The sequence below is a fragment of the Sandaracinaceae bacterium genome (assembly GCA_016706685.1).
In the GTDB taxonomy this organism is placed as follows: Bacteria; Myxococcota_A; Polyangia; order Polyangiales; family Houyiibacteriaceae; genus JADJJE01.
The window spans coordinates 192,599-207,100 of sequence record JADJJE010000016.1 but is presented as its reverse complement, the minus strand read 5'-3'; the positions used below and the strand labels follow the sequence as shown (position 1 = coordinate 207,100).

Sequence of the window (14,502 nt, the reverse complement as noted above, 5' to 3'; positions counted from 1 at the left end):
GAACACTTTCAGGCTGTTGTGCGGAAAGTTTACATAACATCCTAACTGCGCAACACGCTGTCGGTCAGCGCGCATGAAGCCCCTGCGACCCCTTCAGGTGGCACGACGGCGCTTTGAGCGCCAGTGCTATCGGCGAATCCGCCTCGGGGAGCCGGCGCGACGGTACCGGTGCACTGCCGGTCTGAGGTCCGTCGCTCGTCCGGGGTCACCAGGATCGTTGGGGTCGAGCTGGGAGAAGTCGTCTTGCGGAGCGTCGGCGAGGGCGTGCTCGTCGGGCCTGCGTGGAGACAAGGTCGCTCGAGCGGGGACGAGCGGGCGCGGGGCTCAGGGGTGTCGAGGCCTTGGTGGCGCAGGATGCGTTGGATGCTCGAGTGGTCGAGGACGGTGGCCACGTGGCGCATGCGGCCGCCACAGTGGGGCAGGCCAGGACGTCCAGGCCGAAGCTGTGGCGCATGAGCTCAGCCCACGCGGTGTTGCGGGGCTTGATGGAATTGGCCGGGCGGGTGCGCTTGCGCGGGATCACGCCTGGCGCAGGGCCACCGCCAGGGGCGGAGGCGGGGCGTTGGCGGCGAAGAGGCCGCCGTACAGCAGGGTGTTGACGCGCCGCGGTGGGACCAGGGCCACCAGGCGGTCGATGAAGCGCGAGCTCGCCCATGCCGAGCAAGAGCTGCTGGGCGTCCCAGTCGTCGTCCTCGTCGGGCCCGAGGCCCAGCTTCTCCAGCAGCTGGACCACGCGCCGCTTGATGTCGACCACCAGGGGCGGTGATTCGGCCACCGTGGGCGGGGCCGCGTGCAGAACACGAGCCCGGCCGTCGCTGCGCCTCAGAAGCTGCCGTCGGTGGAGCGCGTGGAAGTGGACGTTGAGGTTCAGGGGGCGCCGCCGAAGCGCTGGATGGCCATGACGCTGCCTGGGCAGGCGCTGCTGTGCTGGCCGGGCGGGCCCAGGCTGGCGGCGCGGGCACGGTAGAGCGCGTCGATGGCCGCTCGGGCGATGCCCCAGACGCCAAGGGTGAGCTCGTGGTTGTGGGCCATGCGCCAGCGTGCGGAAGGACGCACCCACTGGCGGTACGGGACGGGCGGCAGGACGTTCTCCACAGGTGCTCGGCCTGGTCCGCCATCTTCCGGCCCACGCAGCAGAATGCGCGCCGCTTGCAGCTGAGCGCCACGAGGGGGCTTGCGGCGCAGTCGTCGCAGCGGAAGCGGGCGAAGCCGTGCTTGAGGATGCCGCAGCGGAGGAGCCACGGAGCGGTATCGACCGCGAAGCCGGGGAGCGGCCAGATATTTCTCCAGCTTGTCGCTGAGGAGCTGGTGCAGCGGGCCCGCGCGCGGGTCCCGACGCGGTGAGCAGGTTGGGGACAGCACGAACGCGGCGGCGGGCACACGTCAGGGCTCTGCACGGTGGGTGCCTGTGGCGGCACCACGGAATCACGCGCTGTCCAGTGCTCCATCGTGGCGGACCGCCAGCTGGCCGCCGGCGGCCCCGCCCCTTGCGAAATAGTGAAACACGTTCTACTTATCGCCTCATGAGCGAAGCCAAGACCGACAAACCGCGTGTCCCCGCCGTGGAAGGCTGGTTCACGATGGGCGAGGCGCCTGCGCTGCTGGGCACCCGCTGCCTCGGCTGCAGCACCATCTTCTTCCCGCGCGAGACGGTGGCCTGCCGCAACCCCGCGTGTCGGTCCACGCGCTTCGAGGAGGTCCCGCTCAGCCGGCGCGGCACGCTCTGGTCGTACACCACGGCCTACTACCAGCCGCCTGCGCCCTACATCTCGGACGAGCCCTTCCAGCCGTACTCCATCGCCGCCGTGGAGCTCGCGGCCGAGAAGATGACCGTGCTGGGCCAGGTGCCCCAGGGCTTCCCCGCGGACTCGCTGCGCGTGGGCATGGAGATGGAGCTGGTCATCGACCGGCTCTACGAGGACGAGAAGAACGAGTACGTGACCTGGAAGTGGCAGCCCGTGGCGGGCCCCTCGAGCGACAACGGAGGTGCAGCATGAGCCGCGACGTAGCCATCTTGGGCGTGGGCATGCACCCCTGGGGCAAGTGGGGCCGCAACTTCGCCGAGTACGGCGTGCACGCCGCCCAGGCCGCGCTCGACGACGCCGGCATCGACTGGCGCGACGTGCAGTTCATCAGCGGCGGCGACACCATCCGCAACGGCTACCCGGGCTTCATCGCGGGCTCCACGTTCGCGCAGGCGCTCGGCTGGAGCGGCGCGCAGGTGGCCAGCTCCTACGGCGCGTGCGCCACGGGGGCCCAGGCGCTCAACATCGCGCGGGCGCAGATCCTCGCAGGCTTGTGCGACGTGGCCTTGGTGGTGGGCGCCGACGCCGCTCCCAAGGGCTTCTTCGCGCCCGTGGGCGGCGACCGGCCCGACGACCCGGACTGGCTGCGCTTCCGCTTGATGGGCGCCACCAACCCCACCTACTTCGCGTTCTGGGCGCGGCGCCGCATGGCGCTCTACGGCTCCACCTCGGCGGACTTCGCGCAGGTGAAGGTGAAGAACTCGCGGCACGGCCTGCACAACCCGAACGCGCGCTTCCGCAAGGAGGTCACCATCGAAGAGGTGCTGGCCAGCAAGGTGGTGGCCGACCCGCTGCGCCTGCTCGAGATCTGCGCCACCAGCGACGGCGGCGCGGCCATCGTGCTCACCAGCGAGGCCTACGCGCGCAAGCACGCCACCAAGTGGGTGTCCGTGGCGGGCGTCTCCACGGTCACGCCGGTGTTCCCCAGCACGGTCGTGGACATGCCCAACATCGCCACCGACTCGGGGGCCAGCGTGCCGCTCCCGCCCGTGAGCTTCCGCGACTCCATCACCAAGGTGGCCTACGAGCAGGCCGGCGTGGGCCCCGAGGACGTGAACCTGGCCGAGGTCTACGACCTGGCCTCGGCGCTCGAGCTGGACTGGTACGAGAACATCGGCCTGTGCGCCCCGGGCGACGCCGAGAAGCTGCTGCGCGACGGGGTCACCACCCTCGGCGGGCGCGTGCCCGTGAACCCGAGCGGCGGCCTCAGCTGCTTCGGCGAGGCGGTCCCGGCCCAGGCCATCGCGCAGGTGTGCGAGCTCACCTGGCAGATCCGCGGGCAGGCCACCGGCCGCCAGGTGGAGGGCGCCAAGGTGGGCGTCACCGCCAACCAGGGGCTGTTCGGGCATGGGTCGTCGGTGGTCGTGAAGGGCTGAGAGGCGCCGGAGAATCGCCCGATCGCGGCTTACGTCCTCGCGGCCGAGGGGTTCTCCCCCGTTGGCCTCGGGTGGGGTGTTCTAGGGCTAGCCAGGTCGCGGGCGGTGCAGGGGGTTTCAGCTCCCACTGCGGCCATCTCGACTCGTGAAGTGCCCGTCCCCAACCGTTGCCACGCCGACCGCGAGCGCATGCGCCCGAGCGCCACGGGGCGCTACTGCGGCGAGTGCGAGCAGCACGTGCACGACCTGTCCTCCATGACCGAGCGGCAGGCTCGGCGGCTGATGGCTCGCGCGGCCCAAGAGCGGCTGTGCGTGAGCTACGTGGTGGAAGCCGATGGCAGCCTGCGCACGGCGCCGGAGCGCCCGTCGGCGTGGGTGCCGCTGCAGCGTCTGGTTCAGAAGGCGAGGCCCGCTGCGCTCGCGGCGTCGGCGCTGTGGCTTGCGGGCTGCGGCCAGACGTTCGACATGCTGCCGTACGAGCTGCAGGAGGCGCTGCCCTACAAGCTGCAGGCCGCGATGAAGCACCCCATCGACTACGCGGTGTGCGCCATGACCCCTGGCTGTGATCCGGCCCCGCCGCCCATGGTCATGGGCATGATGATGGCGCCCACGCTGCCTCCCGCCACGCCGGGCGTCGAAGAGCCCCTGGGTGAGCCGTGCGACGTGCCCCCCACGGAGCAAGAAGCGCTGCATTAGACCACGGCGGTCCACGTGGGCGTGGGCGTTGACGGCGACGGCGACGGCGACGGAAGCACCTTGGTTCTTCGAGTGCGTGCATCATGCCCCGATGGAGCTCTCGCCGCCCGACCTCGCCAACTCCGTCACCAGCTTCGCCACGCTGGGCGCGGGCTTCTTCACCCTGCTGCTCACCTGGCTGGGGCGCCCGCAGCCGCGGCGCTGGGTGGTGGCCTACGCGCTGATCTTCGTCACGGGCATCCCCACGCTCGGCTGGCACGCCACGCTGGACGGCAGCTGGCGCTGGGCGGACACGGGCTCGAACCTGCTGCTGGCATACGGCATCCAGGTGGCGGTGCTGCACGACTACTACGATGCTGCGATGCGACGACGCGTGCTGCTCGGGTCCGGCCTGGTGAATGCGCTAGCCGTCGCGTGGATGGGCGCCGAGACCTACCTGGGCCACGTCCCGTTCCCGCTGCGCTTCGGGCAGCACGGTGGCTTCAACGTGGGCGAGCTGGTGCTCATCGCCGACGCGCTGCTGGTGACCGGGCTGCTGTTCGGCGCCAAGGAGCGCGTGCCCGCTCATGCGCGAGGCTTGCTGCGCGCCATCTTCTTCACCTTCCTGCTGGGCGTGGCGCTGGCGTCGGCCGATGGCACCAAGGTGGACCTGCGCGTGTTCAGTCACCACGCGCTCTGGCACATCGTGAGCGCGTTCGGCTTTGTGCTCTTCTGGGCCTTCAATGATCTGTGCATTCATGGTGTGACCCCCTCGGGAGTAGCGCCGCCGGAAAGATGATAGCGTCGTGCCCATGATCACGCGCCACTCCATCGCCGGCTTCGGCCTCTTTGCGTTGCTCTCACTCGGGTGCAGCCACTCGGAGCCGCCTCCCACCACGCCCGATCCCGACGACGAGACGGAGCCCGTGGCCGAGGTGGAGGCGGTGCCCGAGCCAGAACCGGAGCCCGAGCCCACGGCGCCCGGCATGTACTTCGCCGGCCTGACCGCGGTCACCCCCGCGCCGTTCCCCGCGTTCACGGCGGCCATCGACGCGTGCCGCAACCCCGACGACGGCGAGTGCACCATCACGCGCACCGCGGGCTTCGACACGCGCCACAACCACTGGGTGGTGTTCGACGTGGACCCGGGTGAGCTCGCGCCGGGTGACGCGTGGCTCGGCACGGTGACCCCCACCGAACAGCGCGCCACTTTTGAGGGACGCGTCGAGCGTCGCCGTGGCGCGCGATTCGCCGCGCGCTCGGCACGTTCCGCACCGTCACGCCGGGGCAGAACCTGGTCACGCACACCAGCCAGGAGGCGTACTCCATCATGATGTACAACGCGCTGGTGGCGCTGGGTGGCGAGCTCGAGGGCTGGGCCATGTGGATCGAGGCGTCCGACCAGCACGGCGGCTACGTGCTGCACATGCTCCGCATGGACCAGACCGATGACCACCTGCTGGCCACGAGCCCGAGCGACCCGCACTGTCACGATGGCGTCTTGCAGGAAGAGCGCGAAGAGGGCGACAGTGAGGCCGGGCCGACCGACGAGCAGGGCTTCGCTCCCGCGCCCACGGCGCCCCTCCCGTGTTCACCCGTGGGCATCGACGCCGTGCTGCTCTCGCCGGACCGCGCGTCCATCTTGGTGCTGGGCACCCGCGCCATGAACGGCCACGGCGGCGCGCCGGCCATGCACTGGGTGGTGCCCACTCCCCCGGATCTGTTCCCGGCTGCGGCTCCCGCCGCGCCCTGACGGCATGCCCACCTCCGACCGCCCCGAAGCCGAAGCCGCCTGGCGACCGTGGTCCGCCGCCGCGGAGCGCTTCGAGCTGGTCCGCACGCTGGGCGCAGGGGGCATGGGCATCGTCCAGGAGGCACGCGACCGCACCACCGGCGCGCGCGTGGCGCTCAAGAGCCTGTACGAGCGCGACGGGCAGGCGCTCTTCCGCTTCAAGCGGGAGTTCCGCGCGCTGACGGACGTCACGCATCCCAACCTGGTGCGGCTCTACGAGCTGGTAGTGGCCGACGACGGCTCGTGCTTCTTCACCATGGAGCTGGTGGACGGAGCCGTGGACCTCATGCGCTGGCTGCGCGCCGAGCGCTCGGGCCTCGAGCTGGCCCACACCGACGCGCTCACACAGGCGCCGTCCAGTCGTATGCGCATGGGGGCTGACGGCGACTACGAAGCGGCGCCGCCGGTGGAGACGCGCGCGGAGCTGGACGTGGACCTGGTTGCGCTGCGAGCGGCCTTTCGGCAGGTGGCCGAGGGCGTCTCGGCCTGCACCGCGCGGGCAAGCTGCACCGCGACCTCAAGCCGTCCAACGTGCTGGTGCTCGCCGACGGGCGTGGTGACCATCCTGGACTTCGGGCTGGCGGCCGACCTGCGCGACGTGCCCGAGGAGGCGAGCCCCTCCGGCATGCCCGAGCACGCGCCCAGCGACGTGAAGTCGAGCGACTCGTCGCGGCGCTACGACTCGACCGACCGGACCATCAGCGGCACCGCGCTCTACATGTCGCCCGAGCAGGCGCTGGCGCGGCCGCTCACGCCGGCCAGCGATTGGTACGCCGTGGGCGTCATGCTCTTCGAGGCGCTGACCGGCCGGCTGCCCATCGCGGGGATGCCTTGTCGGTCATGGTGCGCAAGACCATCGCGCCCGCGGTGCGCCCTTCGCACTTCGTCGTGGGCATCCCGGCCGACCTCGACGATCTGTGCCTCGCGCTCCTGGACCCCGACGCGGACCACCGCCCGAGCGCCGCCACCATCTTGAGCGTGCTGGGCGGGCGCGCCGCAGAGCCCACCGCGAGCGCTCCCTTCGTGGGCCGTGACGCGCCCCTCGAGACGCTGGCGCAGGCCTTCGCAGAGTCCCACGCGCGGCCGGTGCTGGTGCACGTGCGCGGCGTCTCCGGCGTGGGCAAGAGCACGCTGGTGGCCCGCTTCCTCGCGCAGCACGCGCGCGACGCGTGGGTGTGCGAGGGGCGCTGCTTCGAGCAGGAGACCGTGCCATGGAAGGCCCTCGACGCGGTCGTGGATGGGCTCGTGGCCATCGTGGCGCGGGCCACGCCCGACGAGCGGGCCGCATGGATGCCCGAGGCCGCGGGTGCCCTCGCGCGCATGTTCCCGGCTGTCGCGCGCGTCACCGACCAGTCCGAGAGCGGGCCGCCGGACGAGGTGCGTGCTCGTGCAGTCCAGGCCTTGTCGGAGCTGGTCCGCAACCTCGGCAAGACCAAGCCCGTGGTGGTCCACGTGGACGACCTCCAGTGGGGCGACGAGGGCGGCGTGCGCTTGCTGGGCGAGCTGCTGGCCACCCAGGTGCCGCTCCTGCTGGTGGTGGGCTCGCGCGCCGAGTACCGCGGACGCAGCCCCGCGCTGCGCGCCATGGACGACATCGCCCGTGCCCACACGCCCTCCGTGCTGGTGGAGCTGGCGCGCCTGGACGAGGCCGCCGCGACCGCGCTGGTGGGGGCCATCGCACCCACGCTCGACGCCGCCCGCGTGGCTTGGGTGGTGCGCGAGGCCGAAGGGAACGCCTTCTTCCTGCAGGAGCTGGCGCGCGCCGCGGGGCGCCTGGGTGACACCGGCCCGGTGCGGCTCGACGCGCTGCTACGTGAGCGCGTGTGCGCCATCGACACGGCGCCGCGTGCGCTGCTCGAGGCGTGCGCGCTCGCCGCCAGGCCGCTGCCCCTGGGCATCGCAGCCAAGGCGGTGGGGCTCACCACCATCGACCCCGATGCGCTGGTCACGCTGCGCCACGAGCGCCTCGCGCGCAGCACGGGCCCCAGCCTCGAGGACGAGCTCGAGACCTTCCACGACCGTGTGCGCGAGGCCGTCGTCGCGCTGCTGCCGCCCGAGCGCCGCCGCGGGCTCCACGCCGCGCTGGCGCGCACGCTGGCCGCCCTGCCGGCGGTGGAGCCCGAGGCGCTGGCCGCTCACCACGAGGCCGCCGGCGAGCGCGACGAGGCGCGCGTCCTGTACCTGCGGGCCGCCGAGGTCGCCGCGCGCGCTGGCCTTCGAGCGCGCCGAGCTGTTCCTCGGGCGAGCCCAACAGCTGGCAGCGTCCGATGCGGCCCGTGCCGAGGTGCGCGAGCGGCGCATCCACTTGCTCACCAACCTGGGGCGCTTCGCCGACGCCTACGCCGAAGGTCGTGCGGCGCTCGCCGAGGTGGGCATCGCGCTGCCCGAGGCGTTCTCACCGCCCGTGTTGCTGGCGGGGCTGGCCCGCCTCGCGTGGCTGGTGCGTGGCCGTGACGCCGCCGGGCTCGGCGCGCTCCGCGAGGCCCGCGAGCAGCGCACGCACATCGCGGTGCGCCTGCTGGCCGCCACCATGAAGGCCGCCTACCAAGTGCGTCCCGAGCTGTGTGTCACCCTGGCCAACACCAGCGTGGCCCTCTGCCTCCGCGACGGGAACACCCCCGACTGCGCCATCGGCTACATGGTCCACGGGGCCATCTTCCAGGGCGGCGTGCTCGGCCGCCACGCGCAGGGCAACGCCTACGGTGAGCTCGTGCTGAGCCTGGTGGAGCGCTACCAGAACAGCGCCCAGCGCGCCGAGGTGAGCTTCGTGGTGGGCTACTTCGCCACCGCTTGGCGCCAACCCGCCGAAGCCGCCGAGGCGCTCTTCCAGCGCGCGCTCGCGGCAGGCCTCGAGAGCGGCGACGACTTCCACGTGGGCTGCGCCGCGGCCGGTCTCGGTATGAGTCGCGTCATGCGCGGCGCCCCGCCCGCGCTGATCATCCACGAAGGCGAGGCGCACCTGGCCATCCTGCGAGCGCGCCGGCTCGACGAGACCGTGGCCACCCTCGCGAGCGCCATCGCGCTCACCCGCCTGCTGCACGAGGATGCACCCATGCCCGAGGTGGCCACTGACGCGGTGCTCGCGGCCTACGGCTCACGTCACTTCGCACACTTCCAGCTGCTGGCCGCCGCCATCGCGGCCTGGCACACGGGCGATGAGCCGCGCGCGCGGGCACTCTTGAAGCGCGCGGAGGCGTTGTTGCCAGACGCGCGCGGCATGCTGCACTCCGCCGAGCACGTGTTCTGGCAGGCCTCTCGCGGCGAGCAGGCGACCCCCGCCTGGCCCTCGACGCGCTGCGCCTCTCTCGTTGGGCGAGTGGACAGCGCGAGAACTTCGGTGCCAAGTCCGCGCTGGTGAGCGCGCTCTTGCCCACGGCTCGCCGCGAGGCGGGCCGTTAGCGGCAGAGCCGCGCGCCCCACGTGGCGGCGCTGGCCCCGGGGAGCGTCGCCGTGGCTGACCTCGCGCGCGGCGTAGTGGACGCCGCCAGTTCGGCACATGGGTCCGAACTTGCACGAGGGGGCCGATGGCGGGACGTATCGGGCGAGCGAGTGTTGGTGGTGGATCACGGGGGGCTGGCGCTGGCGGTGTTCACGCTACCGGTCCCCGTGACGGCCCAGGCTGCAGTGGACGACGCACAGGGCCTCGCCAGCTCGCCGCCCTCGGCGCCTCCCGTGCCCGCGCCACCGGACTCGTCCACCGCAGCTTGGACCCTCTTCGAGGACGCCCTCGCTCAGCGCGCGGATGGCCAACTGGGGCGCGCGCTGGCGCTGCTCGGGAGACTGCGCCTCGACCACCCCGCGCATCCCGCCGCCGGCAGGGCGCTGCAGATCATGTCGGACATCGAGGCCGAGGTCGCTGCGAGACAGGGCGACACGCCCGCTGCGCAGGGACGGGAGGGTACAAGCAACCTGGCACGGGCTGAGTTCGTCACGTCGCAGGCGCTGCTGGGGACCACGTTTGGCGTGGTGCCATGCATCATCGCGAGGTGCGATGGAGCGCGCCCCCTGTGGTCGCGTCGCTCCGGGGCGTGGGCCTCGGCAGGCTTCGCGCTGGCCTCCAGCCGCGACGGGATCACGCCCGGCGCCTCGTACACCAGAACCTGGCGCTCTGGGGCGCGACCATGGGCTACCTACCACGGGCGCGCTCGGACGGTCATGCCCGCGATGACGAGGGCGACGACTACTACTACTACGACACGGGGTTCTCGCCTGGAGATGGCCTCGCGCTGGGCATGATGCTCGGTCAGCTCGGAGGCCTGGGTGTGGGTGCGCTGCTGAACACCACCCTGCAGCCCACCGCCGGCGAGGCGGCGTTGGCGTCCAGCGCCGGCATGTGGGCGACGGCCGCGATGGCGCTCATGACGTTCGCGGCGAGCCGCTGGGAGTACTCCGACGCGTGGCTACGTGGCTTCCATGCCGGCGCGGCGATGGTGGCGTTGGGAGGCATGGCCGTGGGTGGCTACCTCGGGCATCGCTACGACTTCACACGCGGACGCGTGCTCCTCATGGACCTCGGCGCAGGTGTGGGTGGCGCGCTCGCCGTGGCGCTCGGGTTCGTGTTCCAAGGCAATGACGCGGCCGGGCGGGGCCTCATGGTGGGCGCCGCGGCCGGCATCGTCGCGGGATACGGGCTCACGGGCTACCTCACGCGCGGGATGCGCTTCACCCCCGAGGCGGACGTCACACTCAGCGTGAGCCCGGCTCGCGGTGGCGGCGTGGTCGGCGTGGCTGGCCGTTTCTGACGGCCGGTGCCCTAACGCAGCACGTCCAAGTAGTCCCGCACCACCTCGGGCAGCCCACGGAACAGCGCCTCGCTCATCAGCGCGTGGCCGATGGAGACCTCCTTCAGGCCCGGCAGCGCCTTGAACAGCGGCAGGTTGCGCAGGTCCAGGTCGTGCCCAGCGTTCACCCCGAGGCCCACGGTGCGCGCGTGCTTGGCGGCCACCACGTACGTGGCGAGGCTCGCCTGCGCCTCGTCGTCGCCGCGCTCGAAGGCGCGCGCATAGGGCTCGGTGTACAGCTCCACGCGGTCGGCCCCCAGGCTCGCGGCGAAGTCCACGGCGGCCGGCGTGGGGTCCACGAAGATGCTGCTGCGCACGCCCAGCTCGCGCAGCTCGGTGCACAGCTCGCGCAGCGCCTCGGTGGGCGAGCCCGGAGGCCAGCCGGCCTCGCTGGTGATCTCGCCCGGGCGCACGGGCACCAGCGTGAACTGCGCGGGCCGCAGCTCGCGCACCAGCGCCACCAGGTCCGGCCGCGGGTCGCCCTCCACGTTGAGCTCCACCTGGAACGCGATGGGGGCGAGCTCCTCGGCGATCACGCGCACGTCGTCCAGCCGGATGTGCCGCTCGTCGGCGCGCGGGTGCACGGTGATCCCGGGCGCCCCCGCAGCCACGCAGGCCCGTACGGCACGGAGGACGTTCGGCTCGTCTCCCCCGCGCGAGTTCCGCAGGGTGGCGACCTTGTTCACGTTCACGCTGAGTCGAGCCATCGCCGCGCGTTATACGAGCGGCTGCTCCGGCGCGCCAACGGGCGCCAGCCTTGTTCAGGCCGCCGGGCCGTAGGTCAGCGCATAGGCGATGGGGCGCGGCAGGTGGCTGCTGACGATGCGCACCTCCACCCGCAGGTTGCCGTCGCCGCCGAGCGTGATGGTGTGCGTGCGCGTGCCCTGCGGGTTGACCAGCGTCTGCACCAGGCGGTTGCCCTGGAGGCGCTGCGTGACCTGCGCGGTGCGCCCCTCGGGCGTGGTGACCTCGCGCGCGGCGCCGCTGCTGGGCGTGCTCAGCGTGCGGCCGTTCATGCGCGTGACGATGTTCTCGCCCTCCACCGCGATGCTGAACTCGGGGTAGGCGCGGTTGCTGTCCCGTAGCTGCGACGCCACGATCTCGCGCATGACCGGGTTGAAGTCGGCCAGGGCGGTGTCGATGGCGCGCTGGATGCCGCGCGTCTCTTCGGCGCCCCCCGCGAAGCGCCAGCTACCGACCACCCCGCCAGCGGCCTGCGCCAGCAGCCCGGACGGCGCGCTCAGCACGGGCACCAAGACGCCCACGGCCAGCGCGATGGCGAGGGCGAGGGACGACGGGGACCAGCGGCGGGGACGTGACGACATGGGCTGCCCTCCTCTTGCCATATCCGACCGTGCGTTGGCCAGCCCGCGCTTTCCGGTCATGCTGCCCATCCAGATGGACCCCCTGCTCGTGCTCAAGCTGGTGCGCCTCGCGAAGCTGCTCGCCGCCTTCGCCTTCGTGGCCGGGAGCCTCGGCGCCGTGGTGCCGGGGGACATCGAGCGCCAGCGGCTCATGGCGTACCGGCTGGCGGGGCCGGGCTTCGGGCTGACCTGGTGCTTCGGCGTCCTGCTCACGTTCCTCACGGGCACGTCGCTCATCTCCACCTTCGTGATCGCGGGCTTCGGGCTGTCGCTCGTGACGCTCCACGCCGTGCTCTATTCAGCGGGCCGCGAAGAACGTCGCTCGCGCTGGCCGCTCGTCACCGTCGTCACCAGCGTGACGCTCACCATCACGTTGATGGTGTTTCGTCCCTGACCAACGCTGTATCCTCCGCCACCATGAACGTCAGCGCCAAGAGCATCATCCTCGAGATCCTCTCCGTGGCGCCGTTGATCCACGGGCCCAGCGTGCCGGTGCGCATCCTGGTGAAGGCCGCAGACGTGTTCGAGGTGGCCGAGAACAGCGTGCGCGTGGCCATCGTGCGCCTGCGCGCCGAGGGGCTGGTGGAGTCCGAAGACCGCGGGCAGTACCAGCTGGGCCAGGCGGCCCTGCCCATCGACGAGCAGGTCTCGCGCTGGCGCTTGCTGGAGGGCCAGGTGCAGGCCTGGGACGGCAGCTGGCTGGCCTGCTTCACGGCGGACCTCTCCCGCACGGACCGCCCCGCGCTGCGGCGGCGCCAGCAGGCACTCAAGATGGCGGGCTTTCGGCGCCTGCGTCCGGGGCTGCACGTGCGCCCCGCCAACCTCAAGGGCGACCTGGCCTTCATCGGGCCGCGCCTGCGCCAGCTGGGCATGGAAGACAGCGCCGTGGTCTTCCGCATCGCGGGGCTCGAGCCGGCCGAAGAAGCGCGCGCCCGCACCCTGTGGGACAAGAAGGCGCTCCGGGCCGTCTACCGCGACATGAAGGAGCAGCTGGAAGCGAGCTCGCGGCGCATCGACCAGATGCCGCTCGAAGACGCGGTGCGCGAGGCGTTCCTGGTGGGCCGCGAGGCGGTGCGCTGGGTGGTCCTCGACCCGCTCCTGCCCGACGAGCTGGTGGCCGCCGACGAGCGGCGCGCGCTGGTGGCCACGCTCGAGGCGTACTCCGACCGCGGCCTCGATTTGTGGAGTGATTTTCTCAACCTAGAGGACGAGGGCTGAACCGGGTATGCTCGCGGGTTCCATGCAAGAGCAGCACCTCAGCTACGAGTCGCCCGACGCCCTCCGCATCCACATCTACCGCTGGCAGAAGCAGGGCGCGCAGCCCAAAGCCGTGCTGCAAATCGCTCACGGCATGGCCGAGCACGCGGGGCGCTATCGCCGCCTGGCCGAGAAGTTCTGCGCGGCGGGCTGGGTGGTCTACGCCCACGACCACCGCGGCCACGGCCGCAGCATCCCCGAGAACGGGCGCCCCGGACACATGGCGGACGACGCCTCGTGGACGCGCGCGGTAGGCGACCTCTACGCCATCAACCGCATGGCGCACGCGGCGCACCCCAAGCTGCCCGTCGTCATCCTGGGCCACTCCATGGGCTCGTTCATGGTGCAGCAGCTCATCCTGGACCACCCCGAGTGCGTGGACGCCGTGGTGCTCTCCGGGAGCAACGGCAAGCCGCCGCCCATCGCCACGCTGGGCCGCGTGGTCACGCGCCTCGAGCGCCTGCGGGTGGGCTACCGCGACACCAGCGCGCTCCTCAACAAGCTGAGCTTCGACGACTTCAACAAGGCCTTCGCGCCCACGCGCACCACGGCGGACTGGCTCTCGCGCGACCCCGACGAGGTCGACAAGTACATCGATGATCCGCTGTGCGGCTTCCCCGTCAGCGTGCAGACCTGGCTGGACATGCTGGACGCGCTGCCCGCGCTGACCGAGCCCAGCCGTCTGGCCCGCTTGCCGAAAGACCTGCCCATCTACCTGTTCGCGGGCAGCGAAGACCCCGTGGGTGACCGCGGCGCGGGCGTGCGTCGCCTGCACGGGTCGTATCGGGCGGCCGGCATGCGCAACACGCGCTGCACCATCTATCCCGGCGCGCGCCACGAGACGCTCAACGAGACCAACCGCGAGCAGGTCATGGGCGACCTGCTGGAGTGGTGCGAGGGCGCCCTCCGCACGGTCACACGCGCCGCCGCCTAGCGTGGCCACACGTTCACGCTGCGGGTTGCGCAGCGCGCCCACTGCACGGGAATAAAGCGTCTCGTCGGAGTTGGTATCGCCCTTGCACAAGGTGAGCGCCGGTCCGGCCGACCGCGCGCTACGGGTGAGCGCGGGGCCTCCACCAAGGAGCTCTCCCATGTCTGAAACATCCCCGCGCGCCAGGCTGCTCCCGAGCCTGTCTGCCGGCGCGCTGTGGCCCAGGCGGCTGCGGCCCGGCCCCGCGACCCCGCCCCGACATCGCGACCATCCTCGACGCCAGGCCCCGCCAGCATGGCAGGACCCACACCGCCGTCCCAACTGGCCCCGCCGGCCCCCCTCAACCCCGATGGTGCGACCCCGTGGCGCGCCGCACCACGACAAAGGGCTTTGCTGGCAGGCGTCAACGCGCCATGCTCAGCCTCTCGGCAGCTCGAGACCACGCGCCCGCCGAGACCCCCGTCGCCCGGACCACGGGCTATGCGCGCGCGCCACCGACGTGGGCCCCCCCCCCATGGCGC

General features: G+C 72.0%; 15 protein-coding genes. 12 read left to right on the top strand and 3 right to left on the bottom strand.

Translation table 11 applies throughout. The features are described from left to right. Positions 1 to 867 precede the first annotated feature (867 nt). Positions 868 to 1,032, bottom strand: coding sequence for a hypothetical protein (locus tag IPI43_20955; protein ID MBK7776575.1), 165 nt, complete (start codon positions 1,030 to 1,032; stop codon positions 868 to 870). A 491-nt stretch (positions 1,033 to 1,523) separates the two neighbouring features. Here IPI43_20955 and IPI43_20950 point away from each other — a divergent pair, with 491 nt between their 5' ends. From IPI43_20950 to IPI43_20910, 9 genes are all read left to right on the top strand, one after another. After that, the gene (locus tag IPI43_20950) at positions 1,524 to 1,997 is read left to right on the top strand and encodes an OB-fold domain-containing protein (protein MBK7776574.1); all 474 of its coding nucleotides are present in this window, start codon (positions 1,524 to 1,526) and stop codon (positions 1,995 to 1,997) included. Continuing rightward, entirely contained in the window at positions 1,994 to 3,181 is a 1,188-nt protein-coding gene (locus IPI43_20945) for a lipid-transfer protein (GenBank protein MBK7776573.1), read from the top strand. Before IPI43_20950 ends, IPI43_20945 begins: the two co-directional genes overlap by 4 nt. 150 nt (positions 3,182 to 3,331) lie before the next feature. Further along, a complete protein-coding gene (locus IPI43_20940; protein ID MBK7776572.1) occupies positions 3,332 to 3,877 on the top strand; it encodes a hypothetical protein in 546 nt (181 codons plus the stop codon). Positions 3,878 to 3,968: 91 nt separating this feature from the next. Further along, complete coding sequence (locus IPI43_20935) at positions 3,969 to 4,655, top strand: hypothetical protein (GenBank protein ID MBK7776571.1); 687 nt, start codon at positions 3,969 to 3,971, stop codon at positions 4,653 to 4,655. 13 nt (positions 4,656 to 4,668) lie between these two features. Then, complete coding sequence (locus IPI43_20930; GenBank protein MBK7776570.1) at positions 4,669 to 5,190, top strand: hypothetical protein; 522 nt, start codon at positions 4,669 to 4,671, stop codon at positions 5,188 to 5,190. Further along, entirely contained in the window at positions 5,187 to 5,609 is a 423-nt protein-coding gene (locus IPI43_20925; protein MBK7776569.1) for a hypothetical protein, read from the top strand. The genes IPI43_20930 and IPI43_20925 overlap by 4 nt, the downstream gene beginning before the upstream one ends. 4 nt (positions 5,610 to 5,613) lie before the next feature. Continuing rightward, positions 5,614 to 6,624: a protein kinase gene (locus IPI43_20920; GenBank protein ID MBK7776568.1), complete on the top strand. Its 1,011-nt coding sequence runs from the start codon at positions 5,614 to 5,616 to the stop codon at positions 6,622 to 6,624. Between the two features lie 1,329 nt (positions 6,625 to 7,953). After that, the gene (locus IPI43_20915; protein ID MBK7776567.1) at positions 7,954 to 9,006 is read left to right on the top strand and encodes a hypothetical protein; all 1,053 of its coding nucleotides are present in this window, start codon (positions 7,954 to 7,956) and stop codon (positions 9,004 to 9,006) included. A 763-nt stretch (positions 9,007 to 9,769) separates the two neighbouring features. Beyond that, positions 9,770 to 10,390 (top strand): hypothetical protein, encoded by a 621-nt coding sequence (locus IPI43_20910; protein ID MBK7776566.1) that lies wholly within the window; start codon positions 9,770 to 9,772, stop codon positions 10,388 to 10,390. Positions 10,391 to 10,401: 11 nt separating this feature from the next. Here the strand turns inward: IPI43_20910 and IPI43_20905 are convergent, their stop codons facing one another. Together IPI43_20905 and IPI43_20900 are read right to left on the bottom strand one after the other, a co-directional pair. Beyond that, complete coding sequence (locus IPI43_20905; protein MBK7776565.1) at positions 10,402 to 11,136, bottom strand: pyridoxine 5'-phosphate synthase; 735 nt, start codon at positions 11,134 to 11,136, stop codon at positions 10,402 to 10,404. A gap of 54 nt (positions 11,137 to 11,190) precedes the next feature. Continuing rightward, entirely contained in the window at positions 11,191 to 11,754 is a 564-nt protein-coding gene (locus IPI43_20900) for a hypothetical protein (protein MBK7776564.1), read from the bottom strand. 34 nt (positions 11,755 to 11,788) lie between these two features. On the opposite strand from IPI43_20900, the gene IPI43_20895 reads away from it, so the two are divergent. The 3 genes from IPI43_20895 to IPI43_20885 are packed head-to-tail and all read left to right on the top strand — an operon-like array spanning position 11,789 to position 13,984. After that, positions 11,789 to 12,187, top strand: coding sequence for a hypothetical protein (locus IPI43_20895; protein ID MBK7776563.1), 399 nt, complete (start codon positions 11,789 to 11,791; stop codon positions 12,185 to 12,187). A gap of 23 nt (positions 12,188 to 12,210) precedes the next feature. After that, positions 12,211 to 13,011, top strand: a complete 801-nt coding sequence (locus IPI43_20890) for a PaaX family transcriptional regulator (protein MBK7776562.1) — start codon at positions 12,211 to 12,213, stop codon at positions 13,009 to 13,011. A gap of 22 nt (positions 13,012 to 13,033) precedes the next feature. After that, a complete protein-coding gene (locus IPI43_20885; GenBank protein ID MBK7776561.1) occupies positions 13,034 to 13,984 on the top strand; it encodes an alpha/beta hydrolase in 951 nt (316 codons plus the stop codon). The last annotated feature ends 518 nt before the right edge of the window (positions 13,985 to 14,502 follow it).